Source organism: Streptomyces sp. E2N166, assembly GCF_003671715.1.
Lineage (GTDB): Bacteria > Actinomycetota > Actinomycetes > Streptomycetales > Streptomycetaceae > Streptomyces > Streptomyces thinghirensis.
This window is the reverse complement of the sequence record NZ_RAIF01000031.1, coordinates 657,619-682,604: the sequence shown is the minus strand read 5'-3', so window position 1 is coordinate 682,604 and position 24,986 is coordinate 657,619. Positions and strand designations below refer to the sequence as shown.

The window sequence follows — 24,986 nt, the reverse complement described above, 5'->3', positions numbered from 1 at the left end:
CGGTTGGGGGCGAGGTCGTCGTCCGGGTGGAGGGCGAGCCGGGCCAGCTCGGCGGGGGTCGGGACCGAGGGCGGGCCGACCGTGACCGGGCCGGTGAGGAAGGGACCAAGCGCTTCGAGGACCTCGTCCTCGCGGTCGTCGCTCAGCACGTTCACCCGGGCCGCCTCACGGTCGTACCAGGCGACGCTGCCGCCGTCCGGGAGGCAGACGTACAGCCGTTCCTGACCGTGCCGCCAGGTCGGTATGACGCGCAGTCCGTTCATGCACCATCACCCCACGACCATGGGAACAGGCGGGGTGCTGCGGGGGCAAGAACCCGGTTACCTTTGGGAGGAGTCGGGCAGGCCCTCGGGCGGGATGGGGAGGCACCGTTGCGCACCCGCGGGAAGGGATCGGACGTTCCGGCTCCGGGCAGGCCGTGGGACGAGGTCGTGCCGGGCCTGTGGATGGGCGGGCACGAGTTCCAAGGGCCGGACGGCAGGCGGGAGTCAGCCGTCGTCCGGGACGAGTTCGATCTGGTGCAGACCCTGCTGCGGCTGCCCGGACACGGGCCGGACGAAGGCGTCGAGCACCATGTGTGGCCGATCCCCGACGGCCCCCTCGACGGGACGCAGCTCGCGGGTGTGATCCGGCTGGCGGAGGCCGCGGGTGTGGCGCTGGACGAGGGCCGCAAGGTCCTCGTCCGCTGTTACCACGGGTACAACCGCTCCGGTCTCGTCGTCGCCCACACGCTGATGCGCCGGGGCGGCACCGCCGAGGAGGCGGTCCGGCTGATCCGGTCCCGGCGCTCACCGTGGGCGCTGCACAACGACCTGTTCGTGGAGTACCTGCGGGCCGGCCTGGTCACCGCGCGGCTGCTGGAGGAGCTCGCCGAGTAGCCCGGCACGCCTCCACGCGCACAAAATGGACTTCCGTCCGAATAGGGTGTACCGGATCACCGATGCCGATCACCTGACGACCGAAACCAGGAGTGCAGTGCTCCCGAGCCGCCGCGGGCACCCCGCCCGCGTCCCCGCCGCCCGCGCGCTGCTCCTGGCGACCGCGGCGGCCGGGGCGCTGACCGCCTGCGGCGACTCGGGCGGCCTGCGGAGCGCGGGGGCCACGCCTGCCGCGCAGAGCCCGGCCCGGCTCTGGCCCGACCTGACACCGGCATCGAGTCCGGCCTACGACATCGGCGAGGTGGACAACGAGGTCGTCAAGGGCGTCGCCGTGCCCGGCGGCGACATCCGCCAGGCCGACCCGGTGGCCGCCGTACGGGCCGAGATCACCGCGCACCCGGACGACTACGAAGGCGACGAGGCGCCGTACCGCGAGACGGCCCGCCGGATGGCGGACTGCCGCTCGGACGGCTCGGACGGCTCGGACGGCTCGGACGGCTCGGACGGCTCGGACGGTGAGCGCGGCCGGTGCCCGGTGCTCAGGCCGTACTACCGCGACCTGACCGGCGACGGGCGCCCCGAGATGACCCTGGGCTTCCGGCTGCTGCCCGAGAAGCTGACCGCCGTGCGCGTCTACACGGTCGAGAAGGACCGGCTCGTGCGGGTCATGTCCTACGACGACGCGGTGAGCGCGGTCGAGCTGGCCGGGCGGACAGTGATCGTCCGGTCGCCCTCGGAGGTCGCGGGCTACGAGTACCGGCTCCAGTGGACGTGGGACCCCGACCAGCGGGCCATGCTCCTCACGAGCGACGAGATGCTGCGCACGGACGACGGCGGAAAGCACAGGAAGCGTCCGTCCGCCTCACCGTCCCCGTCGGCGTCCCGGTCTTCGTCGGTGTCCCCGTCCCCGTCGGCGAGCGCCCGGTGAGGCTCGCCCTCCCCCGGTGGACCGGCCCGCTCGCGGTGAAGGCAGCCGTCTTCATCACCGTGATGTGCTGCGCCCTCGCCGCCCTGCTCGGCGTCCTGGTGCACGTCTCGGTCACCAACCAGACCGTGGGCCAGGCCCGCGACGTCGCCCTGTCCCGGCTGGGGGAGGCGACGGAGGCGTACGAGGCCGGGGGCCCGCTGCGGCGGGGCGCCGGCGTCGATCCGCCGGGGCTGCCGGAGCGGCTGCGGGAGCTGGCCGCCTCGGGCCGGCGCGGCACCATGGTCGCCGAGCACGACGGGCGCCCCACGATGTGGGCGGCGGGCCCCGCCGACGGCGGCCGGGCGCTCGCGGTGCGGGTCGACCACTCCCAGGGTGAGCGCACCATCGACGGCCTGGACAACGCGATCGTGTGGTCGTCGGCGCTGGCGATCGGGGCGACGCTGCTGGTGGGCGCGTTCGCGGTGACGCGGGTGACGCGCCGGCTGCACACGACGGCGCGGGTGGCACGGCGGATCAGCGCGGGCGACCTGGACGCGCGGGTCGGCGATCCCCGTGCGCAGGATCCGACGCGCCCGCAGGACGAGGTGGCCTCGGTCGCCGCCGCGCTGGACTCCATGGCGTCGTCGCTGCAGGGCAAGCTGCTCGCCGAGCAGCGGTTCACCGCGGACGTGGCGCACGAACTGCGCACCCCGCTCACCGGCCTGCACGCGGCGGCGGAGCTGCTGCCGCCGGGCCGCCCGACCGAGCTGGTGCGGGACCGGGTGGCCGCCCTGCGCACGCTCACCGAGGATCTGCTGGAGATCTCCCGGCTGGAGAGCGGACGGGAGCGGCTGGAGGTGGACCCGGAGGCGCTGGGCGCGCTGGCCGGGCGGGTCGTCCGGGGCGCCGGCACCGACACTCGGGTCGTCCTCGTACGGGACACGCGGGTGGAGACCGACCGGCGGCGCCTGGAGCGGGTGCTCGGCAACCTGGTCGCGAACGCGCACCGGCACGGGCGGGCGCCGGTGGTGCTGACCGTCGACGGGCCGGTGATCACCGTACGGGACCACGGGGACGGCTATCCGGAGTACCTCCTGGCCCACGGACCGCAGCGGTTCCGCACCGAGGGCGGGACGAAGGGGCACGGCCTCGGGCTGACGATCGCCCTGGGGCAGGCGGAGGTGCTCGGCGCGCGGCTGGAGTTCACGAACCCGCCGGACGGCGGGGCGCTGGCGACCCTGACCCTGCCTCAGCAGCCCTGACGGACCCCGGGCGGCCGAGCGGTTCCCCGATGGCTCAGTGCGGCGGGCGGTCCGAACCGGGCGCTCCTAATGTGGCGGTTAGTCACCTGAAGACCCGTTCGCTCCCGGGAGGTACTCCCATGTCCCTGCTCTCCGCACACTCGAGGCGCTCACCACTCCTGCGCGGCCTCGCCACCGCCGTCGCCGCCGGCGCGCTCGCCACGGCCGTCGCCGTCACGCCCGCCGTCGCGAACGACGAATGGGGCGGCGGGGACTCCGGTACCGGCAGCACAGCCGCCGGCCAGTCCGGAGGCAACGGGGGCGGGAACGGCGGCGACGAGTGGGGCGGCGGGAACGGCGGCCGCCAGGAGCAGGGCAGCTACCGGGGCGTCGTCACCGCCGACCGGCTCGCCCTGCGCACCTCACCGGCGCGCGGCGGAGAGGTCATCCGGTACGCCCGCCGGGGCGAGACCGTCCACATCTACTGCAAGACCCCCGGCGACAAGGTGCAGGGCAACCCCCTCTGGTACCTCCTCACGGACGGCACCTGGGCCTGGGGCCCGGCCCGCTACATCGACAACATCGGCCCCGCGCCGCGCTGGTGCTGATGCGGACGACTCACACACCACATTATTTAGGTAAGTTCCGGACATGACCAAGGCCGGAACCGGAACCGGAATCACCGTGGCACAGGCGGACGCGCCCGCTCCCGTCACCCGTCTCCCCCGGCGCCGTGGCATCGAACTCACGCTGATCCTCATGGCCGTCCTGCTGTCGGTGTTCGGCTACTGCAACGTCGGTCTCGCCCAGCACGGCACCCTCCCGCCCGGCGCCGCCGGTTACGGCGCCGGGCTCGGCGTGCTCGCGCTCCTCGCCCATCTGGCGGTACGGCTGCGCGCCCCTTGGGCCGACCCGCTCCTGCTGCCCATCGGGGTGCTGCTCAACGGCCTCGGCCTGGTCCTGATCTACCGGCTCGACCTGGAGACGCCGGGCGACCGGGCGGCCCCCACCCAGTTGGTGTGGTCGACGCTGGGTGTCGGACTGTTCATCGTGGTCGTCCTGCTCCTGCGCGACCACCGCGTGCTCCAGCGCTACGCGTACGTCTGTGTCGCCGCCGCACTGGTCCTGCTCACCGTGCCGATCTTCTTCCCGGCCGTGAACGGCGCCCGCATCTGGATCCGGATCGAGGGCTTCTCCATCCAGCCCGGTGAGTTCGCGAAGGTGCTGCTCGCGGTGTTCTTCGCCGCGTACCTGGCCGCGAACCGCAGCGCGCTGGCGTACGCGGGCCGCCGGGTGTGGCGGCTCCAGCTCCCCACCGGCCGCGTCCTCGGCCCGATCGTGGCGGTGTGGCTGGTCAGCGTCGGCGTCCTGGTCCTGGAGCGCGACCTGGGCACCTCGCTGCTGTTCTTCGGCCTGTTCGTGGTCCTGCTCTACGTCGCCACCGGCCGCACCGGCTGGATCGCCGTCGGCCTGCTGCTGGCCTCGCTGGGCGCGGTCGCCGTCGGCTGGCTGGAGCCGCACGTGCACAGCAGGGTGGAGGACTGGCTGCATCCCTTCGCGTCGATCGAGGCGGGCCAGGGGCCCAACCAGCTGGCCCAGTCGCTGTTCGCCTTCGCGGCGGGCGGGGTGACCGGCACGGGCCTCGGGCTCGGCCACTCCGTCCTGATCGGATTCGCCGTCAAGTCCGACTTCATCCTGGCGACCGCCGGCGAGGAGCTGGGCTTCCTCGGTCTGACCGCGATCTTCCTGCTGTACGCGCTGCTGGTGGAGCGCGGCTACCGGGCGGGGCTCGGCGCGCGCGACCCCTTCGGCCGGCTGCTCGCGGTCGGCCTCTCCTCGATCGTGGCGCTCCAGGTGTTCGTCATCGCGGGCGGGGTGACCGGGCTGATTCCGCTGACCGGCATGGCGATGCCGTTCCTGGCCCAGGGCGGCTCCTCGGTCGTCACCAACTGGGCCATCGTCGCGCTGCTGATCCGGGTCAGCCACGCGGCCCGCAGCCAGGCCGGACAGGCCGGTCCGGCCGACGGGCGGGTGGCGCGGTGAGAGCCGAGCGACTCCGGTGACCCGGCACATCCGGCACGCCGCCGCCTTCTGCGCCCTGCTGCTGGTCGCCCTGCTGGTGAACGCCGCCCGGGTGCAGATCGTCCAGGCCCCGGAGTACGACGACAACCCGGCCAACCGCCGCCCGGACATCGCCCGCTACCAGCAGCCGCGCGGCGACATCCTGGTCGGCGGCGAGCCGGTCACCGGCTCCCGGGACACCGGCGAGCATCTGCGTTTCGAACGGACGTACCAGGCGGGTCCGTTGTACGCGCCGATCACCGGTTTCGCCTCGCAGGCGTACGGGACGACCCTGCTGGAGCACGCCGAGGACGGACTGCTGTCCGGCGCGGACCCGATGCTCGCGCCACTTCCCCTCTGGAACGACGTCACGGGTGCCCAGAACCCGGGCGGGGACGTGGTGACGACGATCAACGGGGACGCGCAGCGGGCGGCGTTCGAGGGGCTCGGCCGGCACAAAGGGGCGGTGGCGGCCGTCGAACCGTCGACCGGCCGGATCCTGGCACTGGTCTCCACGCCGTCGTACGACCCCCAGCTGCTCTCCGGGAACAGCACTGCCGCCACCCGGACGTGGGACCGGCTGAACGGCGACCCGGACAAGCCGATGCTGAACCGGGCGGTGCGCCGGACCTACCCGCCGGGTTCCACCTTCAAGGTGGTCACCACGGCGGCGGCACTGGACGCGGGCGTGATCCGGGACCTCGACGCGCCGACCCGCTCACCCGACCCGTACACCCTCCCCGGCACCCGGACCCGGCTGACGAACGCGGCCGACGGCTGCCGGGACGCCTCGCTGCGGGAGGCGTTCGAGTGGTCCTGCAACACGGTGTTCGCCAAGCTCGGCGCGGACGTGGGCGTGCGGGACATGGCGGCCACGGCGGAGGCCTTCGGCTTCAACGACGCCGGGCTGCGCATCCCGTTCGCCGTCTCGCGCAGCAGCTTCGACACCTCGGTGGACCGGGCGCAGCTCGGGCTGTCATCGATCGGGCAGTACAACACGCGGGCGACTCCGCTGCAGATGGCGATGGTGGCGGCGGCGGTGGCCAACGGCGGCCAGGTGCGCTCGCCGTACCTGGTGGAACGGACGATGCGAGCGGGCGGCAGCCTGGTTGCGACCGCCGGTTCGCGGCCCACCCGGGAGGCGATGCGCCCCTCGACGGCGGCGCGGCTCAAGGAGCTGATGACCGGCGTGGTGGAGAAGGGCACCGGCGCGAACGCCGCGATCCGCGGCGCCACCGTCGGCGGCAAGACCGGCACCGCCCAGCACGGCGTCGGCAACTCGGGCACCCCGTACGCGTGGTTCGTCTCATGGGCGCAGGGCGACGGCGACCTGGAGCCGAAGGTCGCGGTCGCGGTGGTGGTGGAGGGTTCGGCGGCGGACCGCGAGGACATCAGCGGGGGCGGCATGGCGGCGCCGGTCGCGCGGGCGGTGATGGAGGCGGTGCTCAACTCCTGAGACGGGGGTAGAAGGCCCCGCTGGACTCACCGAGGTTGAAGGACTTCGTGGACGCGCTCGACCCGGTGAACGCCGCGGCGGACGCCGCCGAGGGGTTCGGGTGGCGGCTCCAGGACGACTCGGGCAACGCGACGGACGTGCCCTTCTTCGGCGACGACTGGCTCATCGTCAACCTGACGGTGTGGCGCGACGCGGGCGCCCTGACGGCGTTCATGCACCAGGGGCGGCACCGAGAGACGCTGGCGCGGCGCAGGGAGTGGTTCGAGCGCCTCGCGGATGCGGTCACCACCCTGTGGTGGGTCCCGGCGGGGCACCGGCCGACGGTGGCGGGCGACGTGCCGGAGGGGCTCGACTGCTCGGTGTAGGGACCTGAGCGCCTCTCACTTCTTTACTCGCGGTCAACAAGTCGTGCGCAGGGGATTGACGAGCTTACTGACAAGCAGTCTCATAAGACGAAGCGAATGAGAGTAACCGCGGGTAACTCGAACCGTACGACGAGGTGGGACAGCCATGACGACCCTGACGGAAGCCGACGCGCTCGAGGGCCTGCGCGACGCGCTCGGGCTGCTCAAGGACCGGGAGCAGGTGGCCGAACGGCTGCTCGACTCTTCCGCCAAGCACTCCTTCGACCCGGACAAGGAGCTGGACTGGGACGCGCCCTTCGAGGACGGCAAGTGGTTCTGGCCGCCGGAGCTGGTGTCGCTGTACGACACCCCGATGTGGAAGCGGATGAGCGAGGAGCAGCGCGTCGTGCTCTCCCAGCACGAGGCCGCCGCGCTCGCCTCCCTCGGCATCTGGTTCGAGCTGATCCTCATGCAGCTGCTGGTGCGGCACATCTACGACAAGGCGGCGACGAGCGCGCACGTGCGCTACGCGCTGACCGAGATCGAGGACGAGTGCCGGCACTCGAAGATGTTCGCCCGGCTGATATCCCGCGGCGAGACGCCGTGGTACCCGGTGAGCCCGGTCCACCAGCACCTGGGGCGCCTGTTCAAGACGATCTCCACCACGCCCGGCTCGTTCACCGCCACGCTGCTCGGCGAGGAGGTGCTGGACTGGATGCAGCGCCTGACCTTCCCCGACGAGCGGGTCCAGCCGCTGATCCGGGGCGTCACGCGCATCCACGTCGTGGAGGAGGCCCGCCACGTGCGCTACGCCCGTGAGGAGCTGCGCCGCCAGATGGTGACGGCGCCGAAGTGGTCGCAGGAGTTCACCCGGATCACCTCCGGCGAGTTCGCCCGCGTCTTCTCCATCGCCTTCGTCAACCCCGAGGTCTACACGAACGTCGGCCTGGACAAGCGCGAGGCCCTGGCGCAGGTCAAGGCCAGCGGGCACCGCAAGGAGATCATGCAGACCGGCGCGAAGCGCCTCACCGACTTCCTGGACGACATCGGTGTGCTGCGCGGGGTCGGACGGAAGCTGTGGAGGTCGTCGGGGCTGCTGGCGTAGTCGGGCCGGGCCGGTCCGCTCACGTGGGAGGTCGCGGGGGTGTGCGGGTTACGCTGCGTTTCATGACCCCGCAGGCCTCCACCCCCGCCTACCGCCGGCTCAGCGTCGAGGAGCGCCGCGTCCAGTTGCTCGACGCGGCGCTCGCCCTCTTCGCGCACCGGCCGCCGGAGGAGGTCTCCCTGGACGACGTCGCGGAGCAGGCCGGGGTCTCGCGGCCGCTGGTGTACCGGTACTTCCCCGGCGGCAAGCAGCAGCTGTACGAGGCCGCGCTCAGGTCCGCCGCCGACGAGCTGCGGCTCTGCTTCGACGAGCCCCGCGAGGGCCCGCTGCTGGCCCGGCTCTCCCGCGCCCTGGACCGTTATCTCACCTTCGTCGACCAGCACGACACCGGCTTCAGCGCCCTGCTGCGCGGCGGCAGCGTGGCGGAGACCTCCCGGACCTCCTCCATCGTGGACGGCGTGCGCCGGGCCGCCGCCGACCACATCATGAGCCACCTGGACGTCGCCGAGCCCGGCCCGCGACTGCGGATGACCGTCCGGATGTGGATCACCGCGGTGGAGGCGGCCTCGCTGATCTGGCTGGACGAGGGCAAGCAGCCGCCCGTCGACGACCTGCGGGACTGGCTCGTGGAGCAGTTCCTCGCCGTGCTGACCGTCACCGCCCGCCGCGACCCGCAGACCGCGACGCTGGTCGAGGCGCTGGCGGCGGACATCTGACACCGGTGCGCGGATCACTGACACTGGTGCCGTGAAGAGCGAAGACACCCCCTTCGAGGGCGGCCCGATGGACGGGCGGGTGCTGCCCGTGCTGGTCGGCATGACCGGGCACCCGCCGAAGACGTACCGCATCCCCGTACCGGACCCGGACGGCGGCCCGCCCACCGTGCTCGTGTACCGCAGGGTGCCCAGGGACGCCCGCGGCGGGCTGCGCTTCGCCCGCTGGAAGTACGAGTACGCCCCCGAGGGGGCGAAGGGCGCGGGCCGGAAGGGCTCCGGCCGGAAGTGGCCCTGGTCCAAACCGGACGCCGAACCGGACGCCAGGCCGGACCGCGCCGATCCAGACGCCACGCCGGGTGGCAAGCCGGACGACGCCCACGGGTGACCCCGTTGCGCCGAACCGCGCACACTCGGCGCGCGGGCCCCGGGAACACGTCACATGCTCGCCGTGCGGAGCGGACCCGCCGCCCCGCGACGGAGGTGATGGTGTGTCAGGAAGGCTTCTGCGTCTGGTGTGCACGGTGGCGGTCGCGGCCGGGATCGTCCTGGCGCCCGTGCCCGCCGCGGCCGAACCCGAGCCCGGCAGCGACGGCGACCGGACCGTGGCCGAACTGCTGACGGACCTTCAGCGGCTGTACCGGGAGGCGGAGAAGGCCACCGAGACCTTCAACGGGACCGAGGAGCGGCTGAAGGAGCAGCGGGCCGAGGTGAAGCGGCTGGACGCCGAGCTGGCCCGGACCCGGCTTTCCCTGCACGACAGCCGCGGCGCGGCCGGCCGGCTGGCCCGGCAGCAGTACCGCGACAGCGGCCACCTCTCCCCCTATCTGCGGCTGCTGCTGGCCCGCGACCCGCGGCACGCCCTCGACCAGGGGCACGTGCTCGGGCAGCTGGCCCGGGAGCGGGCCGACACGGTGGACCGCCTGACCGGCGTCGAGAAGAAGGCCGGCGAGCTGGCGGGGCGGGCGCGCGAGGCCCTGGACCAGCAAGCCGTCCTCGCGAAGCGGCAGGAGGAGGAGCGGGACGACGTGCGCGAGCGGCTGCAAGCTGTCGAGGAACTCCTCGCCTCGCTCACCCCGGAGCAGCTGGCCGCGCTGGCGGAGTTCGAGAAGAGCGGGATCGCCGAGGAGCAGGAGCGGTTCATGGCGTCCGGCGCGCTCGGCGACGACGCCAGGCCCTCCGCCGAGGGCGACCGCGCGGTGCGCTTCGTGGTGGAGCAGCTCGGGAAGCCGTACGAGTGGGGCGCGGAGGGCCCCGCCTCGTACGACTGCTCGGGCCTGACCTCCGTGGCCTGGGACCGGGCCGGAACACCGATCCCGAGGACCAGCCAGGAGCAGTGGGCGCGGCTGGAGCACGTCCCGCTGGGCGAGCTGCGCCCCGGTGACCTGGTCGTGTACTTCCCCGAGGCCACCCATGTGGCGATGTACCTCGGCGACGGAATGGTCGTCCAGGCACCGCGCCCCGGCGCCGAGGTCAAGGTGTCACCGATCGCGGCCAACCCGGTGCTGGGCGCCGTACGGCCCGACCCCGGAGGGGAGCCGCTGCGGCGGTACACGCCGCCGAGGCTCCCCGAGGGGGCGACGGACGGGTCCGACGAGGGGTACGCCGCCGACTACGCGCCCGACGCGCCCGAGACCTCCATCAGGTAGCCCTCGGTCTTCGCCGGGTCGTAGAAGAAGTTCTCGAAGTCGGCCGGGTCGTTGAAACCGTTGGCGAAGCGGTCGGCGACGGGCTGGAGCTGCCCGGCGGCGCCGATCAGGTTGAGGATGTGCTCCGGCGGCGGGGCGAGCATGGCGTTCGTCCACTTGGTGACGTGCTGGGCGGTCTCCCAGTAGCGGTCGAAGGTCTGCTGCATCCAGGCCTCGTCGAACTCCTTCTCCCCCTGCTCCAGGATGGAGGCGAGGTAGGAGGCGGCGCACTTGGAGGCGGAGTTGGAGCCCTGGCCGGTGATCGGGTCGTTGGCGACGACCACGTCGGCCACGCCGAGGACCAGGCCGCCGCTGGGCAGGCGGCCGATCGGGTTGCGGACGGTGGGGGCGTAGCGGCCGGCGAGCGTGCCGCCGGCGTCGGTCAGTTCGACCTTGGTGGCCCGCGCGTACTCCCAGGGGAGGAACTTCTCCATGAGTTCCAGGGTCAGGGAGAGGTGCTCCGAGGGGTCCTTGACGTCCTTGAAGGCGTCCAGCGGGCCGCCGGGTATGCCCTCCCAGAACAGGATGTCGGCGCGGCCCGAGGTCGTGAACGTCGGCATGATGAACATCTCGCCGACGCCGGGGACCAGGTTGCAGCGGACGGCCTCCATGTCCGGGTGCTCCGGACGCGGGCCCATGCCGTGCACGTAGGCCACCGCGAGCGCGCGCTGCGGTTCGCTGTACGGGGAGCGGGAGGCGTCGCGGCCGAACATCTGCACCAGCTCGCCCTTGCCCGCCGAGACGAGGACGAGGTCGTAGGCGCGGGAGAAGTAGTCCAGGTCGCCGACGGCCGCGCCGTGGATGACCAGCTGGCCGCCGCGCTGGGCGAAGGTCTCCATCCAGCCGGCCATCTTCACCCGCTGGTCGACCGACTGCGCGATGCCGTCGAGGTGCCCCACCCAGTCGATCGCGCGCTGCGAGGGGCCCGGGTCGAAGGAGCCGGGGGCAGCCACCGAGACGCCGAGTCCCTCGATCTTCGGGGCCTGGGACTCCCAGAAGTTCAGCTGGAGGTCGCGCTCGTGCTGGAGTGCCGTGTGGAACATGCACTGCGTCGACATGACCCGGCCCGTGCGGATCTCGTCCGCGGTCCGGTTGGACATCAGGGTGACCTCGTAGCCGTGCGACTGGAGGCCGAGGGCGAGCTGGAGACCGGACTGGCCGGCTCCGACGACGAGTATCTTCCGCATGCGGGGGACGCTCCTAAAGGGACTACTACTCGGGGGTTTCGTCGAGCGCGTGGCCCACGAGGGACAAGAGGGTCTCGATGGCCGAGATCCGGCGGCGCGCATCCATGATCATTACAGGTATGTGCGCGGGGATCGTCAACGCCTCCCGCACGTCCTCCGCCTCGAACAGCTCGCTGCCGTCGAAGTGGTTCACGGCGACGACGTACGGCAGTCCGCAGCTCTCGAAGTAGTCCAGCGCCGGGAAGCAGTCCTTCAGGCGTCGGGTGTCCGCCAGCACGACGGCGCCGATCGCGCCGCGCACCAGGTCGTCCCACATGAACCAGAACCGCTGCTGGCCCGGTGTGCCGAACAGGTAGAGCACCAGGTCGTCGTCGAGCGTGATGCGGCCGAAGTCCATGGCCACGGTGGTGGTGAGCTTGCCCGGGGTGGCGGTGAGGTCGTCGGTCTCCTCGCTCGCCTCGGTCATCAGCGCCTCGGTCTGCAGGGGCGTGATCTCCGAGACGGCGGTGACCAGCGTGGTCTTGCCTACGCCGAATCCTCCCGCCACCACGATCTTCGTGGCTATGGGCGCGCGGGCGCGGTCCGTCTGCCAGGGCTGCATGGGCTCGTCGGGGTCGACGAGCGGGGAGACGCCGTAGGCGGCGGCGTCAGAGACGACGGAGTCCACTGAGCACCCTTTCGAGCAGAGCGCGGTCCGGGCGGCCCGTGCCGTGGCCGGTCCCGGTGCCGTACACACGGATCTTTCCCTGGTCCGCCAGGTCGCTGAGGAGCACGCGGACCACGCCGAGCGGCATCTTCAGCAGCGCGGCGATCTCGGCCACCGTACGCATACGGCGGCACAGTTCGACGATGGCCCGCATCTCCGGCATCACGCGGGAGGTGAGGCTGCCGTTCGTCAGTTCCTTGCGCTCCTCGGCGGCTTCCAGCGCGGCGGTGCCGGCCGTGGCGCCGACGAACGTCTCGACGAGCAGGACGTGGCCGAAGCGGGTGCGGCCGCCGGTGAGCGAGTAGGGGCGTACGCGGGCCGGCTTGCGGTCGGCGCCGCGTACGGGGAGGTTCTTCGGGGCTTTCCTGGGGCTGCTGCTCATCGGGTACTCCCCGCGGAGGTCGACTCGGACTCCAGGGATTTCCGCAGCTCGCTGCGGAGTTCAGGGGTCAGGACGTGGCCGGCGCGGCCGACGAAGAGCGCCATGTGGTAGGCGATGACGCTCATGTCGGCGTCCGCGGAGCCGTGCACGCCGAGCAGCGAGCCGTCGCTGATCGACATCACGAACAGACTGCCCTCGTCCATGGCGACCATCGTGTGCTTCACGTTGCCGAAGTCCATCAGCCTGGCAGCCCCGATGGTGAGGCTGCCGACGCCGGAGACGACGGTGGCGAGGTCGGCGGCGGAGCCGCGCGGGCCGGTGCGGCGCACGGCCTGGACCTCGCGGGCCGCGTCGTTGCGGTGCTGGTCGGAGGAGAGCAGCAGCAGGCCGTCGGAGGAGACCACCGCGACCGAGAGGATGCCGGGCACCTCCTCGACGAGGTTGGTCAGCAGCCAGTGCAGATTGCGGGCTTCACTGCTGAGTCCGAAGGTACTGGGCGCGGTCAACTACTTGCCTCCTCGACAGTGCCCCCCGTGGCTTCTTCGGTTGTCCCTGCTGCGGCGGCCGGCGCCTCGTTCCGACCGGTCCGGTCGGCGATCTCCGCCTCGACGTCGCGGCGACCGGCCTCCGCCCCCCGGCGGAATCCTCCGAGGCGACGGCGGAGCGCGTCCGCGTCGACGGAACCCGCGGTGCGCGGCCGTGGAGCCGCCGCGGGTGTGCTGAGCTTCGGGGTCCGCTTGGGCAGGCCCTTCTCGGTGACGGGCTCGGTGGTCTCGGCCGGCCCGGAGGTCTCGGGGCTCTCGGTTGTCCCAGTGGTCCCGGTGGCCCCGATGCTCCCGGCGCCCTCGGCCCGCGCGGTGCCCTCGTCCGGGGTGCGGTCGTGGGCGTCGGGGCCGATGGCGTAGGGGCCGGCCGAGCGCTGTCCGGGAAGCCCGGGCGCGGTGGGCTCCTGCGGGGCCGGCTCCGGCGCGGACTCCTCCGGGGCCGGGGCCGGGGCCGGTGCCTGTGCCTGTGCCGGCAGCAGGAGGGCCATCGTGGCGTCGTCGGGGAGGTCGCGGCCCGGGCGGGACGACTCGGTGGCCTCCGCATCCGGGGCGGACGCCGGGGCGAACTCCGGGTCCGGCCCCGGGCCGTCTTCCCGTGCCTGCTCGGTCTCCGTCTTCGTCTCCGGCGCCGGATCGTTGGCCGGTGCGGGGGCCGGTGCGGATGCGGCGGCCGGTGCGGGGGCCAGGGCCGGTTCCGCCCCCGGGGCCTTCTCCCCGCCCCCCGCCTCGTCGGCCTCCGCGCGTCGTACGGCCTGTTCCGCGGAGGCGACCAGCGGGTCCACGCCCTCTCGCGTGCCCTTCTCCGCGCGGCCGTGCAGGACGTTGGAGTTGGCCTCCGCGTCGGCGCCCGGCAGGGAGAAGGATCCCGTGCCGTCCGGCACGGGCACGCTCGGGGCGAGTGCGGCCGGTGGGGCCGCCGCGAGCAGGGTGTTCGGGAGGACCACGACGGCCGCGACACCGCCCTGCTTCTGCTCCCGCAGGCGCACGCGCGCCCCGTGCCGGTGGGCGAGCCGTGCCACGACGTACAGGCCGAGCCCGAGACCGTCCTCGCCCTCCTGGTCGTAGGGCGCCTCCGGGTCGAAGTCGGTGAGGCGGGCGTTGAGCCGCTGGAGACGCTCGGTGGCCATGCCGATGCCCTCGTCCTGGACGGAGAGCATCACCTCACCGTTCTCCAGCAGCCAGCCGGAGACCTCGACGGGCAGGTCCGGCGGCGAGAAGGAGGTGGCGTTCTCCATCAGCTCCGCGAGCAGGTGGGAGAGGTCGTCGGCAGCGAACCCGGCCACGTGCGCGTGCGGCGGCAGCGCGGCGATGCGGACGCGCTCGTACCGCTCGATCTCACTGACCGCGGCCCGGACCACGTCGACCAGCGGCACCGGTCCGGCGCTGTGCTGGACGTGCTCGGTACCGGCGAGGACGAGGAGGTTCTCGCTGTGCCGGCGCATGACGGTGGCGAAGTGGTCGAGCTTGAACAGGGTGGAGAGGCGGTCCGGGTCCTGCTCGCGCTCCTCCAGGCTCTCGATGACCGCGAGTTGCCGCTCGACCAGGCCGAGGGTGCGCAGTGCGAGGTTCACGAAGGTGGAGCCGATGCTCTTGCGCACCACCTCCAGCTGGGCGGCGGACTCGGCGAGTTCGGCGCGCAGTCCCTCGCGGGCGTCGGCCATCTTCTGCCGCTGGCCGACGAGGTGCTTGCGGTCGGCCTCCAGCGTGTTGACGCGCTCGGCGAGCGTGGCGGCGTGCGTGTGCAGGGCGTTGACGGAGCGGACGACCTGGGCGAACTCGTCGTTGCGGCCGGTGAAGGCGACGGGCTCTTCGGCCGTCGGGTCCTCCGCGCCGGCCAGCCGGGCCGAGCCGCGGCGCAGCACCGAGAGCGGGCGCGTCAGGGTGCGGGCCATGGCGGTGGCGATGCCGACGGCCAGCAGGATCAGGGCGCCGAGGGCGGCGATCCGGATCTCCAGCGCGGTGACGTCGTCGTCGCGCAGCTTCTCCAGGGCCGCGGTGCGCTTCTCGTAGAGCGCGGACTCGGCGCCCCGCATGGCGTCGACGCGGGCGGAGAGCGCGGCGTCCAGCCTCTTCGTGCTGGTGCCGAGGTCGTCGTCGGAGAGCGTTGGTTCGTCCGTGAGACCGGCGAGGTACTTGTCGGCGGAGTTGACCTCCGGGCCGGCGACCGTGGCGTCGAAGCTGCCGCGTGCCTCCTTGGGCGCGCCCTCGCGGAAGTCGGCGAGGGCGGCGTCCGAGCGCACCCGGGCCTGCTGCGCGGCGGCGGCGAGTTCGTCGCGCTGCTTGGCGTCGGCGTCCGAGGACGTGGTCGCCTCGGTCGGCAGGCCCGTGATCGGGTCGATGACGGTCTCGGTGCTGCTCGGCACGTTCAGGGCCGCGAGCAGCAGGCCGCGGGTGGCGGCGGCCTGCTGGACGGCCGTGTCCAGCTCGGCCAGGGCGTACGCGCCGGCGCCCGCGCGGGGTGGCATCCGCTCGGCCAGTTCCTCGGCGAGGGCGTGGAGTTCGGCGATCGCCTCCGAGTACGCGTCGTGCGCCTGGAGAGCGGTGCTCTTGCCGGTGAGCGCCGCTCGGCGCAGCGCCGCCACGGCGTCGAGGTCCTCGCGCAGGGAGGCCGGCGTGTCGGTGTCGGCGCGCAGCTCCTCCACCTGCCGGTCGACGCGGGCGCTGCGCTGCTCGGAGGGCGCCTTGGACTCGGGGCGGCCGGCGGCGATGTACGGGGTGACCTCGTCCCGCTCGTCGGCGAGGGAGTGGGCGAGGGTCAGCGCGCCCTGGGTCTGCTCGGCGAGCGTCACCAGTTCCTGGGAGTCGTGCAGTTGACCGGAGGCGGCCACGACCGACGGGGCTCCGGCCCCGGCGACGGCGGCGGCCACCACCGCCACCGCGGCGATGAGGCGGTTGCGTACGTGGGTCGGACGGCCCTTGCCGACGGGGGCCTCCGGCGGCGCCGGGGTGGAGGTGCCGGGGGTGCGCTCCGCGCTCCCCACGGGGGCCGTCTGCTTGCCTGTGCGACGAGGCCGCGTCTTCTGCACCGGTGCTCGCATTCCTGACTCGTGTACCCGTGGGCCCGGGTGGCGCTCCGTCAACTGGCCGGTCGGCGCGTGCACCCTCCGCCACGCTCTGGGCTGCTCCTCGGCCGCCGACTGCGCATCGGACGGGGAGACCGCGTGAGCAGGGCAGGCACCCCACCGGATCCCGACCCTCCCAGTGCCGGTGGGCGGTGGGCGCGCATCATCCGACCCGCCACCCGAAGGAGTGAACCCCGGACGGGAGTTGAGGAGCAAGTTCCCCCGGCTCGTACGACGCGCTTGCGCGGCGCGCCGGTTGGACGTCTGCGACGGGCGGTGGCACTATGTGCCGCCACGCGTTGCCGGAGTGCCGAATTCCACCCCAAATCAGGCGCCTGACCTGCGCCCCTGCGTCGTTCCCGGGGAAGTTGCCAGCCTTTTGCGGATGCCGTGAAGAGGTCGTGCAGACTGGCTGGATGCGCACGGAACTGGTCTCGGAACCCGGCCTCACCGACCACCCCAACGAGGACTTCGCGAGTGTCGGACTTCCGGCCTCGGGACAGGGTGGTTCGCTCGTCGTACTGGACGGCGTGACACCGCCCCGGAGTACGACCGGGTGTCTGCATTCCGTGCCCTGGTTCACCGCGCGCCTCGGTGGCGCTCTGACCGAACTGACCGTTTCACTCCCGGAAATCCCCCTCGCCGAGGCCCTGTCCCGCGCCATCGCTCGTACCTCGGCGGCACACGCGGAAACCTGTGACCTTTCTCACCCGCGAACTCCGCAGGCGACCGTGGTCCTGGCCCGCTGGTCCCCCGCCGCCGTCGAGTACCTGGTCCTGTCGGACTCGGCCCTGCTGGTGGAGGCCCCCGACGGCACGGTCACGGCGGTCCTGGACGACCGGCTGGCCCGGCTGCCCCGTTCGGCCCTCGCCACGGACGCGCTGGTCGACGCCAACCTCCGTAACAAGGAGGGCGGCTTCTTCACGGCCGCGGCCGACCCGGCGGTGTCGGCGCGGGCGGTGACGGGCGTGCTGCCGCGCGGCGAGGTACGGACGCTGGCGGCGCTGACGGACGGGGCGGCACGGTGGGTGGAGAGGTTCGGGGAGGGCGACTGGGCGGACTGCCTCGCGCTGGTACGGAAGCAGGGCGCCCAGGCGCTGGTCGACCGGGTGCGGGAGCTGGAACGGGCGGACGCGGCGGGGGCTCGGGCGTTCCTCGGGCGCGGCAAGGCGCACGACGACGCGACGGTGGTCTACGCGGAGCTGTGAAAGCCGGGGGCCCCGGCCCTACTTCTCCATCCCCCGGTTCAGTTGCCGCAGCAGCCGGGCCAGTTCCGTGACCTCGCGCGGGTCCCAGTCGGCGAGCCGGCCGGCGTACCGTGCGCGACGCGCCTCCCGTACCCGGCTGACGCGCGACTTGCCTTCCGGGGTCAGGGTGATCAGCCAGGCGCGGCCGTCGGCGGGATCGGGTTGCCGGGCGACGAGGCCGAGTTCCTCCAGCGCGCGCAGCTGACGGGACATCGTCGCCTTGCCGACGCCGATGTAGGCGGCCAGCTCCGTGGCCCGCTGCCCGCCGCACTCGCCGAGCCGGACGAGAAGGCCGTACGCGGACGACTCCAGGTCGGGGTGGACCTCGCGGGCCATCTCGCCCTGGTTCGCCCGCGCCCGCCGGAGCAGGACCGTCAACTCCCGCTCCAGCGCCAGGAACTCCGGTTGGTTCACACCACTGCCGGACGCTTCGAATTCGCCTCCGCGACCGTCGCGGTTCCCGTCTTCGCGCACGTCAGCCCCTGCCTCGATTTTCCCGGTCCTGAAAGTTTCCGCCACGGGCCGGCATCACCGCAGCTTGGCAAGTATTTCGCAGGCTTAGACCAACGGCAGCTTCCGGTCCCTCTTCCCACCCCCCGTTCTACGTGCGTAGCGTTCTTCCCGAACCCCCTGTATGGCATGCCCACGCCACCCACGGGTTCTCCCCACTCGCGCATCCCCCACCGAGCACCACCGAGCCATCGGAGGCACGTCATGCTCGTGCACGGATCCGGATCGGCCCGCGGGCGGCGCTTCGCCGTCACCGGGATCCTGCTCGCCGCGTTCTCCCTGGCGGCCACCCTCCCCGCCCAAGCGTCGTCGGCCGCCGACATCCCACCGCGCGGTTCCGCCCACATGGGCATGGGCGTGCTGGAGCACGACGGGCGCCACGGCACCCCCGTCCCGGGCGACGCCACCCAGACGGAGGGCGTCGACGTCTCCAGCCACCAGGGCAACGTCGCCTGGTCGACCCTGTGGAACAGCGGGGTCAGGTGGGCCTACGTCAAGGCCACCGAGGGGACGTACTACACCAACCCCTACTTCGCCCAGCAGTACAACGGCTCGTACAACGTCGGCATGATCCGCGGCGCCTACCACTTCGCCACCCCGGACACGACGAGCGGCGCCGCGCAGGCCAACTACTTCGTCGACCACGGCGGCGGCTGGTCCCGCGACGGCAAGACGCTGCCGGGCGCGCTGGACATCGAGTGGAACCCGTACGGGGCCACCTGCTACGGCAAGACGCAGAGCCAGATGGTCACCTGGATCCGCGACTTCCTGAACACCTACAAGGCGCGCACCGGCCGCGACGCCGTGATCTACACGGCCACCAGCTGGTGGACCCAGTGCACCGGCAACTACGGCGGCTTCGCGGCGAACAACCCGCTGTGGATCGCCCGGTACGCGTCGACCGTGGGCACGCTGCCGGCCGGCTGGGGCTACTACACGATGTGGCAGTACACCTCGTCCGGGCCGACGGTCGGGGACCACAACAAGTTCAACGGGGCCCTGGACCGCGTCCGGGCGCTCGCGAACGGCTGACGCACACGCGCGTACGACGAGGGCCCGGACTCACAGGAGTCCGGGCCCTCCCCTTTACTCATCCGGTCACGTGGCCCGTCACGCCGCGACCGGAACCTCCGGCTCCGCACCGCTGGTCGCCGGTGCGAGCGCCAGTTCCAGGACCTGTCGGACGTCGGTGACGGCGTGGACGTCGAGCTTGTCCAGTACCTCCGCCGGGACGTCGTCCAGGTCGGGTTCGTTGCGCTTGGGGATGATCACCGTGGCGACGCCCGCCCGGTGCGCCGCGAGCAGCTTCTGCTTGACCCCGCCGATCGGCAGCACGCGGCCGGTCAGCGAGACCTCGCCGGTCATCGCCACGTCCGTACGGACCAGCCGCCCGGAGAGCAGCGAGGCCAGCGCCGTGGTCATCGTGATGCCGGCACTCGGGCCGTCCTTGGGGACCGCACCCGCCGGGAAGTGGATGTGCACGCCCCGGTCCTTCAGGTCGGCCACCGGCAGCTCCAGCTCGGCGCCGCGGCTGCGCAGGAAGCTCAGCGCGATCTGCGCCGACTCCTTCATCACGTCGCCCAGCTGACCGGTCAGGGTCAGACCCGACGCGCCCGTCTCCGGATCGGCCAGCGACGCCTCGACGTACAGGACGTCGCCGCCCGCGCCGGTCACCGCGAGGCCCGTGGCCACGCCGGGTACCGAGGTGCGCCGCTCGGCCGGGTCCTGGGCGGACTCGGGCACGTGGTGCGGCCGGCCGATCAGGGCGCGCAGGTCGCCGTCGGTGACGGTGAAGGGCAGCTTCCGTTCGCCCAGTTCGTGCTGGGCCGCCACCTTGCGCAGCAGCCGGGCGATCGACCGCTCCAGGGTGCGCACGCCCGCCTCGCGGGTGTACTCGCCGGCCAGCTTGCGCAGCGCGCCCTCGTCGACCGTGACCTCGTCCGGGTCCAGGCCGGCCCGCTCCAGCTGGCGCGGGAGCAGGTGGTCGCGGGCGATGACGATCTTCTCGTCCTCGGTGTAGCCGTCGAGGCGGACCAGCTCCATGCGGTCGAGCAGGGCCTCCGGGATGGCTTCCAGGACGTTGGCCGTGGCGAGGAACACGACGTCGGACAGATCGAGCTCGACCTCCAGGTAGTGGTCCCGGAAGGTGTGGTTCTGGGCCGGGTCGAGCACTTCGAGCAGCGCGGCGGCCGGGTCGCCCCGGAAGTCGGAGCCCACCTTGTCGATCTCGTCGAGGAGCACGACCGGGTTCATGGACCCGGCCTCCTTGACGGCGCGCACGATGCGTCCGGGCAGCGCGCCGACGTAGGTACGCCGGTGGCCGCGGATCTCGGCCTCGTCGCGGACGCCGCCGAGGGCGACGCGGACGAACTTGCGGCCCATCGCGTGGGCGACGGACTCGCCGAGGCTGGTCTTGCCGACGCCGGGCGGGCCCACCAGGGCCAGTACGGCACCGCCGCGCCGGCCCCCGACGACGCCGAGGCCCCGGTCGCCGCGCCGCTTGCGCACCGCCAGGTACTCGGTGATCCGCTCCTTGACGTCCCCCAGGCCCGCGTGTTCGTCGTCGAGGACGGCCCGGGCGCCCTGGATGTCGTAGGCGTCCTCGGTGCGGACGTTCCACGGCAGTTCGAGGACGGTGTCGAGCCAGGTGCGGATCCAGGAGCCCTCGGGCGACTGGTCGGAGGACCGCTCCAGCTTGTCGACCTCCTTGAGGGCGGCCTCGCGCACCTTCTCGGGCAGGTCGGCGGCCTCGACGCGGGCGCGGTAGTCGTCGGACTCCTCAGCAGGGTCCTTGCCCGCCTCGCCGTTCAGCTCGCGCAGCTCCTTGCGCACGGCTTCGAGCTGGCGGCGCAGCAGAAACTCCCGCTGCTGCTTGTCGACGCCCTCCTGGACGTCCTTGGCGATGGTCTCGGCGACGTCCTGCTCGGCGAGGTGGTCGCGCAGCTGCTGGGTGGCGAGCTTGAGGCGGGCGACCGCGTCGGCGGTCTCCAGCAGCTCGACCTTCTGCTCGGTGGTGAGGAAGGGCGAGTAGCCGGAGTTGTCGGCGAGCGCGGAGACGTCGTCGATGGCCTGGACACGGTCCACGACCTGCCAGGCGCCGCGCTTGCGCAGCCAGGCGGTGGCCAGCGCCTTGTACTCCTTCACCAGCTCGGCGACCTGGCCGGGCAGCGGCTCGGGCACGGTGTCGTCGACGCGCGTGCCCTCGACCCACAGCGCGGCGCCGGGGCCGGTGGTGCCGGCGCCGATCTTCACGCGGCCGACGCCTCGGAGCAGGGCGCCCGGGTCGCCGTCGGCCAGCCTGCCGACCTGCTCGACCGTGCCGAGGACGCCGGTCCTGGCGTAGGTGCCGTCGACGCGCGGGACAAGGAGGACCCGGGGCTTGCCGGGCTCGGACCTGGCGGCGGCCTGGGCGGCCTCCACCGCGGCGCGCACCTCGGCGTCGCTCAGATCCAGGGGGACGACCATTCCGGGCAGGACCACTTCGTCGTCGAGCGGCAGCACGGGCAGGGTGAGCGGTGTGAAGGCTTCGGACTCAGTAGCCATGATCTCCCCTTCGGCAGTCAAGTTGAGTTACATCGACTCAATGAAAGGGAGTCCCTGATTGTTCCCACACGCGAGTTCGCTCTGAGCGATCAAGGGCCCGGGGTGCCGCTGCCACGTATGCGGGAGCGCGGCCGGACGCTCCGGCATTCCCTGCCAGGATGGTCCGATGCCCACCACTTCCCACGACTCCTACGACATCCCCGAGGTGCTGGACCGTCGCGAGGGCCCGCACGGCGAGGTCGTCCTGCGCCGGCACGGGGCGCTGCTGCAGATCATCGCGAACGGCTGCTTCCTGATGGACACCTCCGACGGGCGTTCGGAGCGACGGCTGGTCGACGCGGCGGCCGACGCGCTCACCGCGTCCGGCGGGCGGAACGCGCCCCACCTCCTCATCGGGGGACTCGGCGTCGGCTTCTCGCTCGCACACGCGGCAGCCGACCCCCGCTGGGGCCGGATCGCGGTCGTCGAGCGCGAGCGCGCCATCATCGACTGGCACCGGGGCGGACCGCTGGCCGCGCTGTCCGCGGGAGCGCTGGCCGATCCGCGCACGAAGATCGTCGAAGCGGATCTCCTGGAATACGTCAATGAGACATCCGCCACGTACGACGCGCTCTGCCTCGACATCGACAACGGCCCCGGCTGGACCGTCACCGAGGGCAACGACGGGCTGTACGCGCCGGCCGGACTGGCGGGCTGCGCACGGCTGTTGAGGCCCGGCGGGGTGCTCGCCGTATGGTCTGCGCAGCCCTCTCCGGAATTCGAAGAAACCTTGCGTAATGCCGGGTTCCAGCAGGTGCGTACCGAAGAGATCCCCGTTGCCCGGGGCGTTCCGGACGTCGTCCACCTCGGCGTCGGGCCTGGATAGCAAAGGCGCGGTGACTCCCCGTACGCTGCTGCTCTGACGCCGATCATTCAAGCGTCAAGCGCAGCCATGGGATCACCCCACGGATTCCGGAAAGCACACTTCAGGGGCGGGCGATGGAGCAGACACAGACCTCCCACAACGGCGCGGCGACGGCTACTCCGGGCGCGCAGCGCCGGGTGCTGGTGGTCGAGGACGACCAGACGATCGTGGACGCCATCGCGACCCGCCTGCGCGCCGAGGGGTTCCTGGTGCAAACGGCGGGCGACGGTCCGTCCGCTGTCGACACGGCCGAGGCATGGCAGCCCGACCTGCTGATCCTCGACATCATGCTGCCGGGCTTCGACGGCCTGGAGGTCTGCCGGCGCGTGCAGGCCCAGCGGCCGGTGCCGGTGATGATGCTCACCGCGCGCGACGACGAGACGGACATGCTCGTCGGTCTCGGCGTGGGCGCCGACGACTACATGACCAAGCCGTTCTCGATGCGCGAGCTGGCCGCCCGCGTGCACGTGCTGCTGCGCCGGGTGGAACGGGCCGTCGTGGCCGCCTCCACGCCGCGCAGCGGCATCCTGCGCCTGGGCGAACTGGAGATCGACCACGCGCAGCGCCGGGTGCGAGTGCGCAGCGAGGACGTCCACCTCACCCCCACCGAGTTCGACCTGCTGGTCTGCCTGGCGAACACCCCGCGCGCGGTGCTCTCCCGTGAGCAGCTGCTGGCCGAGGTGTGGGACTGGGCGGACGCCTCCGGCACCCGGACCGTGGACAGCCACATCAAGGCGCTGCGCCGCAAGATCGGGGCCGAGCGCATCCGCACGGTGCACGGCGTGGGCTACGCGCTGGAGACACCGACGCCATGAGCCGAGGGCGGGAGGCCGCACGGAGGAGCCCCGGCCCCCGGAGCACCGGGGAACCCTGGGGCGGCGTACGCCCGTTCTCGATCAAGACCAAGCTGGGCGCGCTGGTCGTCACGTCGGTGCTGATCACCACCGGTCTCTCGGTGATAGCCGTGCACACCAAGACGGAGCTGCGCTTCATCACGGTCTTCTCGATGATCGCCACGCTGCTGATCACTCAGTTCGTCGCACACGGGCTGACCGCCCCGCTGGACGAGATGAACGCCGTGGCCCGGTCCATCTCGCACGGCGACTACACGCGCCGGGTGCGCGAGAACCGCCGCGACGAGCTGGGCGACCTGGCCGTCACCATCAACCGCATGGCCGACGACCTGGAGGCCCAGGACCTCCAGCGCAAGGAGCTGGTGGCGAACGTCTCGCACGAGCTGCGCACCCCCATCGCGGGCCTGCGCGCGGTGCTGGAGAACATCGTCGACGGGGTCACCGAGGCCGACCCGGAGACCATGCGCACGGCGCTCGGGCAGACGGAGCGGCTCGGCCGGCTGGTGGAGACGCTGCTGGACCTCTCCCGCCTGGACAACGGCGTCATACCGCTGCGCAAGCGGCGCTTCGAGGTGTGGCCGTACCTGTCCGGCGTGCTGAAGGAGGCCAACATGGTCGCTTCGGCGCGCGCGGGCCTCGCGTCCGGCTCCGGCAGCCACACCCGCACCGACGTGCACCTGGCCCTCGACGTCTTCCCGCCGGAGCTGACCGCGCACGCCGACCCCGAGCGCATCCACCAGGTCGTCGCCAACCTCATCGACAACGCGGTCAAGCACAGCCCGCCGCACGGCCGGGTGACGGTCCGGGCGCGGAGCGGGGAGCTGCCGGAGTCGCTGGAGCTGGAGGTTCTCGACGAGGGCCCCGGCATTCCGCGCTCGGAGTGGCGCCGGGTGTTCGAGCGGTTCAACCGGGGTTCGGTGTCCCGGCCGCACGGTCCGGGCAGCGACGGCGGCACCGGGCTCGGCCTGGCGATCGCACGCTGGGCGGTGGATCTGCACGGCGGCCGGATCGGTGTGGCCGAATCCGAGCGGGGCTGCCGGATTCTCATCACCCTTCCGGGCCTGCCGTCGGCACCGAGTTGACGTAGGGTTCGAAGCGGAGCCTCAAGATCCACTGGCGTCCGCCCTGACGGACACGTGTGATCAGGCACAGACCCGCGTTCTCTCGGCGCCGGGTCCCGGTCTTCCCTTGCCGCGCGCAGCAGAACCTCGCTTGTTTCCCGCCATTTCCAGCGCCGAAACGCGGTCTGCGATGTGACTTACACGACGATGAACGGGCCCGGTCTGACCTTCCGGGTCCGGGAGGCGTAGCCTTGATTCCCGCTGTCCACCATCTTGTGAAGCGGAAGAGGGCGGTTCTCGCCGTGTCGCCACAGTCCCCCAGTAACTCGAGCATCTCGACCGACACCGACCAAGCCGGCAACGCGGGAAAGAACCCCGCCGCCGCGTTCGGTGCCAACGAGTGGCTCGTCGACGAGATCTATCAGCAGTACCTCCAGGATCCGAATTCCGTTGACCGAGCCTGGTGGGACTTCTTCGCCGACTACAAGCCAGGAGCGGCCGCGGCCCAGTCCGCCTCCGGCGCCGCGAGCACGGACTCCGGCAGCGCGCCCCAGGCCGCCCCCGCGCCCCAGGCGCAGCAGCCGCAGGCTCC

23 protein-coding genes and 2 pseudogenes are annotated in these 24,986 nt (G+C 72.5%); 17 read left to right on the top strand and 8 right to left on the bottom strand.

Going from position 1 to position 24,986, the window contains the following annotated elements; genetic code table 11:
* A pseudogene (locus EBH09_RS25170) lies at positions 1–263 on the bottom strand (NERD domain-containing protein); the annotation flags it as partial.
* Between the two features lie 108 nt (positions 264–371).
* Between EBH09_RS25170 and EBH09_RS25165 the strand changes: the two are divergent.
* The 11 genes and pseudogenes from EBH09_RS25165 (at position 372) to EBH09_RS25115 (ending at position 10,354) form a co-directional block, all read left to right on the top strand.
* On the top strand, positions 372–878 hold the full coding sequence (locus EBH09_RS25165) for a dual specificity protein phosphatase family protein (RefSeq protein ID WP_193776519.1): 507 nt from the start codon (positions 372–374) through the stop codon (positions 876–878).
* Positions 879–975: 97 nt separating this feature from the next.
* Positions 976–1,806: a hypothetical protein gene (locus tag EBH09_RS25160; RefSeq protein ID WP_121749187.1), complete on the top strand. Its 831-nt coding sequence runs from the start codon at positions 976–978 to the stop codon at positions 1,804–1,806.
* Positions 1,803–3,047 carry an ATP-binding protein gene (locus EBH09_RS25155; protein WP_121749186.1) on the top strand — a complete coding sequence of 415 codons (1,245 nt, stop codon included), beginning with the start codon at positions 1,803–1,805 and terminating at the stop codon, positions 3,045–3,047. The genes EBH09_RS25160 and EBH09_RS25155 overlap by 4 nt, the downstream gene beginning before the upstream one ends.
* A gap of 119 nt (positions 3,048–3,166) precedes the next feature.
* Positions 3,167–3,634 (top strand): SH3 domain-containing protein, encoded by a 468-nt coding sequence (locus EBH09_RS25150; RefSeq protein WP_121749185.1) that lies wholly within the window; start codon positions 3,167–3,169, stop codon positions 3,632–3,634.
* A 43-nt stretch (positions 3,635–3,677) separates the two neighbouring features.
* Positions 3,678–5,069, top strand: coding sequence for an FtsW/RodA/SpoVE family cell cycle protein (locus EBH09_RS25145; protein ID WP_193776518.1), 1,392 nt, complete (start codon positions 3,678–3,680; stop codon positions 5,067–5,069).
* A gap of 16 nt (positions 5,070–5,085) precedes the next feature.
* Positions 5,086–6,543: a penicillin-binding transpeptidase domain-containing protein gene (locus EBH09_RS25140; RefSeq protein WP_121749184.1), complete on the top strand. Its 1,458-nt coding sequence runs from the start codon at positions 5,086–5,088 to the stop codon at positions 6,541–6,543.
* Between the two features lie 20 nt (positions 6,544–6,563).
* Positions 6,564–6,872, top strand: a pseudogene (locus EBH09_RS25135) (DUF3291 domain-containing protein); the annotation flags it as partial.
* Positions 6,873–7,053: 181 nt separating this feature from the next.
* Complete coding sequence (locus EBH09_RS25130; protein WP_121749182.1) at positions 7,054–7,992, top strand: diiron oxygenase; 939 nt, start codon at positions 7,054–7,056, stop codon at positions 7,990–7,992.
* Positions 7,993–8,054: 62 nt separating this feature from the next.
* Positions 8,055–8,708 carry a TetR/AcrR family transcriptional regulator gene (locus EBH09_RS25125; protein ID WP_121749181.1) on the top strand — a complete coding sequence of 218 codons (654 nt, stop codon included), beginning with the start codon at positions 8,055–8,057 and terminating at the stop codon, positions 8,706–8,708.
* A gap of 31 nt (positions 8,709–8,739) precedes the next feature.
* On the top strand, positions 8,740–9,093 hold the full coding sequence (locus EBH09_RS25120) for a hypothetical protein (RefSeq protein ID WP_121749180.1): 354 nt from the start codon (positions 8,740–8,742) through the stop codon (positions 9,091–9,093).
* A gap of 103 nt (positions 9,094–9,196) precedes the next feature.
* A complete protein-coding gene (locus EBH09_RS25115) occupies positions 9,197–10,354 on the top strand; it encodes a C40 family peptidase (protein WP_121749179.1) in 1,158 nt (385 codons plus the stop codon).
* Here EBH09_RS25115 and EBH09_RS25110 read toward each other — a convergent pair.
* From EBH09_RS25110 to EBH09_RS25090, 5 genes are read right to left on the bottom strand one after another with little or no spacing between them, the layout of a single operon-like run.
* Positions 10,318–11,580, bottom strand: coding sequence for a styrene monooxygenase/indole monooxygenase family protein (locus EBH09_RS25110; protein ID WP_121749178.1), 1,263 nt, complete (start codon positions 11,578–11,580; stop codon positions 10,318–10,320). The two genes, EBH09_RS25115 and EBH09_RS25110, sit on opposite strands and share 37 nt — an antisense overlap.
* 25 nt (positions 11,581–11,605) lie before the next feature.
* Positions 11,606–12,247, bottom strand: coding sequence for an ATP/GTP-binding protein (locus tag EBH09_RS25105; RefSeq protein ID WP_193776517.1), 642 nt, complete (start codon positions 12,245–12,247; stop codon positions 11,606–11,608).
* Complete coding sequence (locus EBH09_RS25100; RefSeq protein WP_121749177.1) at positions 12,228–12,668, bottom strand: DUF742 domain-containing protein; 441 nt, start codon at positions 12,666–12,668, stop codon at positions 12,228–12,230. The genes EBH09_RS25105 and EBH09_RS25100 overlap by 20 nt, the downstream gene beginning before the upstream one ends.
* A complete protein-coding gene (locus EBH09_RS25095) occupies positions 12,665–13,174 on the bottom strand; it encodes a roadblock/LC7 domain-containing protein (RefSeq protein ID WP_193776516.1) in 510 nt (169 codons plus the stop codon). Before EBH09_RS25095 ends, EBH09_RS25100 begins: the two co-directional genes overlap by 4 nt.
* The gene (locus EBH09_RS25090) at positions 13,171–16,251 is read right to left on the bottom strand and encodes a nitrate- and nitrite sensing domain-containing protein (RefSeq protein ID WP_193776515.1); all 3,081 of its coding nucleotides are present in this window, start codon (positions 16,249–16,251) and stop codon (positions 13,171–13,173) included. The genes EBH09_RS25095 and EBH09_RS25090 overlap by 4 nt, the downstream gene beginning before the upstream one ends.
* A 440-nt stretch (positions 16,252–16,691) precedes the next feature.
* Here EBH09_RS25090 and EBH09_RS25085 point away from each other — a divergent pair, with 440 nt between their 5' ends.
* Entirely contained in the window at positions 16,692–17,483 is a 792-nt protein-coding gene (locus EBH09_RS25085) for a protein phosphatase 2C domain-containing protein (protein WP_121749176.1), read from the top strand.
* Positions 17,484–17,501: 18 nt separating this feature from the next.
* On the opposite strand, the gene EBH09_RS25080 is transcribed toward EBH09_RS25085, so the two are convergent.
* On the bottom strand, positions 17,502–17,936 hold the full coding sequence (locus EBH09_RS25080) for a MarR family transcriptional regulator (RefSeq protein WP_238697437.1): 435 nt from the start codon (positions 17,934–17,936) through the stop codon (positions 17,502–17,504).
* Between the two features lie 300 nt (positions 17,937–18,236).
* On the opposite strand from EBH09_RS25080, the gene EBH09_RS25075 reads away from it, so the two are divergent.
* Positions 18,237–19,064, top strand: a complete 828-nt coding sequence (locus EBH09_RS25075; RefSeq protein ID WP_121749174.1) for a lysozyme — start codon at positions 18,237–18,239, stop codon at positions 19,062–19,064.
* 78 nt (positions 19,065–19,142) lie between these two features.
* Here the strand turns inward: EBH09_RS25075 and lon are convergent, their stop codons facing one another.
* On the bottom strand, positions 19,143–21,575 hold the full coding sequence (gene lon, locus EBH09_RS25070) for an endopeptidase La (protein ID WP_121749173.1): 2,433 nt from the start codon (positions 21,573–21,575) through the stop codon (positions 19,143–19,145).
* Between the two features lie 166 nt (positions 21,576–21,741).
* Here lon and EBH09_RS25065 point away from each other — a divergent pair, with 166 nt between their 5' ends.
* The 4 genes from EBH09_RS25065 to EBH09_RS37965 form a co-directional block, all read left to right on the top strand.
* A complete protein-coding gene (locus EBH09_RS25065) occupies positions 21,742–22,440 on the top strand; it encodes a spermidine synthase (RefSeq protein WP_121749172.1) in 699 nt (232 codons plus the stop codon).
* A gap of 113 nt (positions 22,441–22,553) precedes the next feature.
* Positions 22,554–23,294 (top strand): response regulator transcription factor, encoded by a 741-nt coding sequence (locus tag EBH09_RS25060; RefSeq protein ID WP_121749171.1) that lies wholly within the window; start codon positions 22,554–22,556, stop codon positions 23,292–23,294.
* Positions 23,291–24,415 (top strand): ATP-binding protein, encoded by a 1,125-nt coding sequence (locus EBH09_RS25055; RefSeq protein ID WP_121749170.1) that lies wholly within the window; start codon positions 23,291–23,293, stop codon positions 24,413–24,415. Before EBH09_RS25060 ends, EBH09_RS25055 begins: the two co-directional genes overlap by 4 nt.
* Positions 24,416–24,696: 281 nt before the next feature.
* The coding region (locus EBH09_RS37965; RefSeq protein ID WP_193776514.1) for a hypothetical protein at positions 24,697–24,986 on the top strand (290 nt) is incomplete at its 3' end.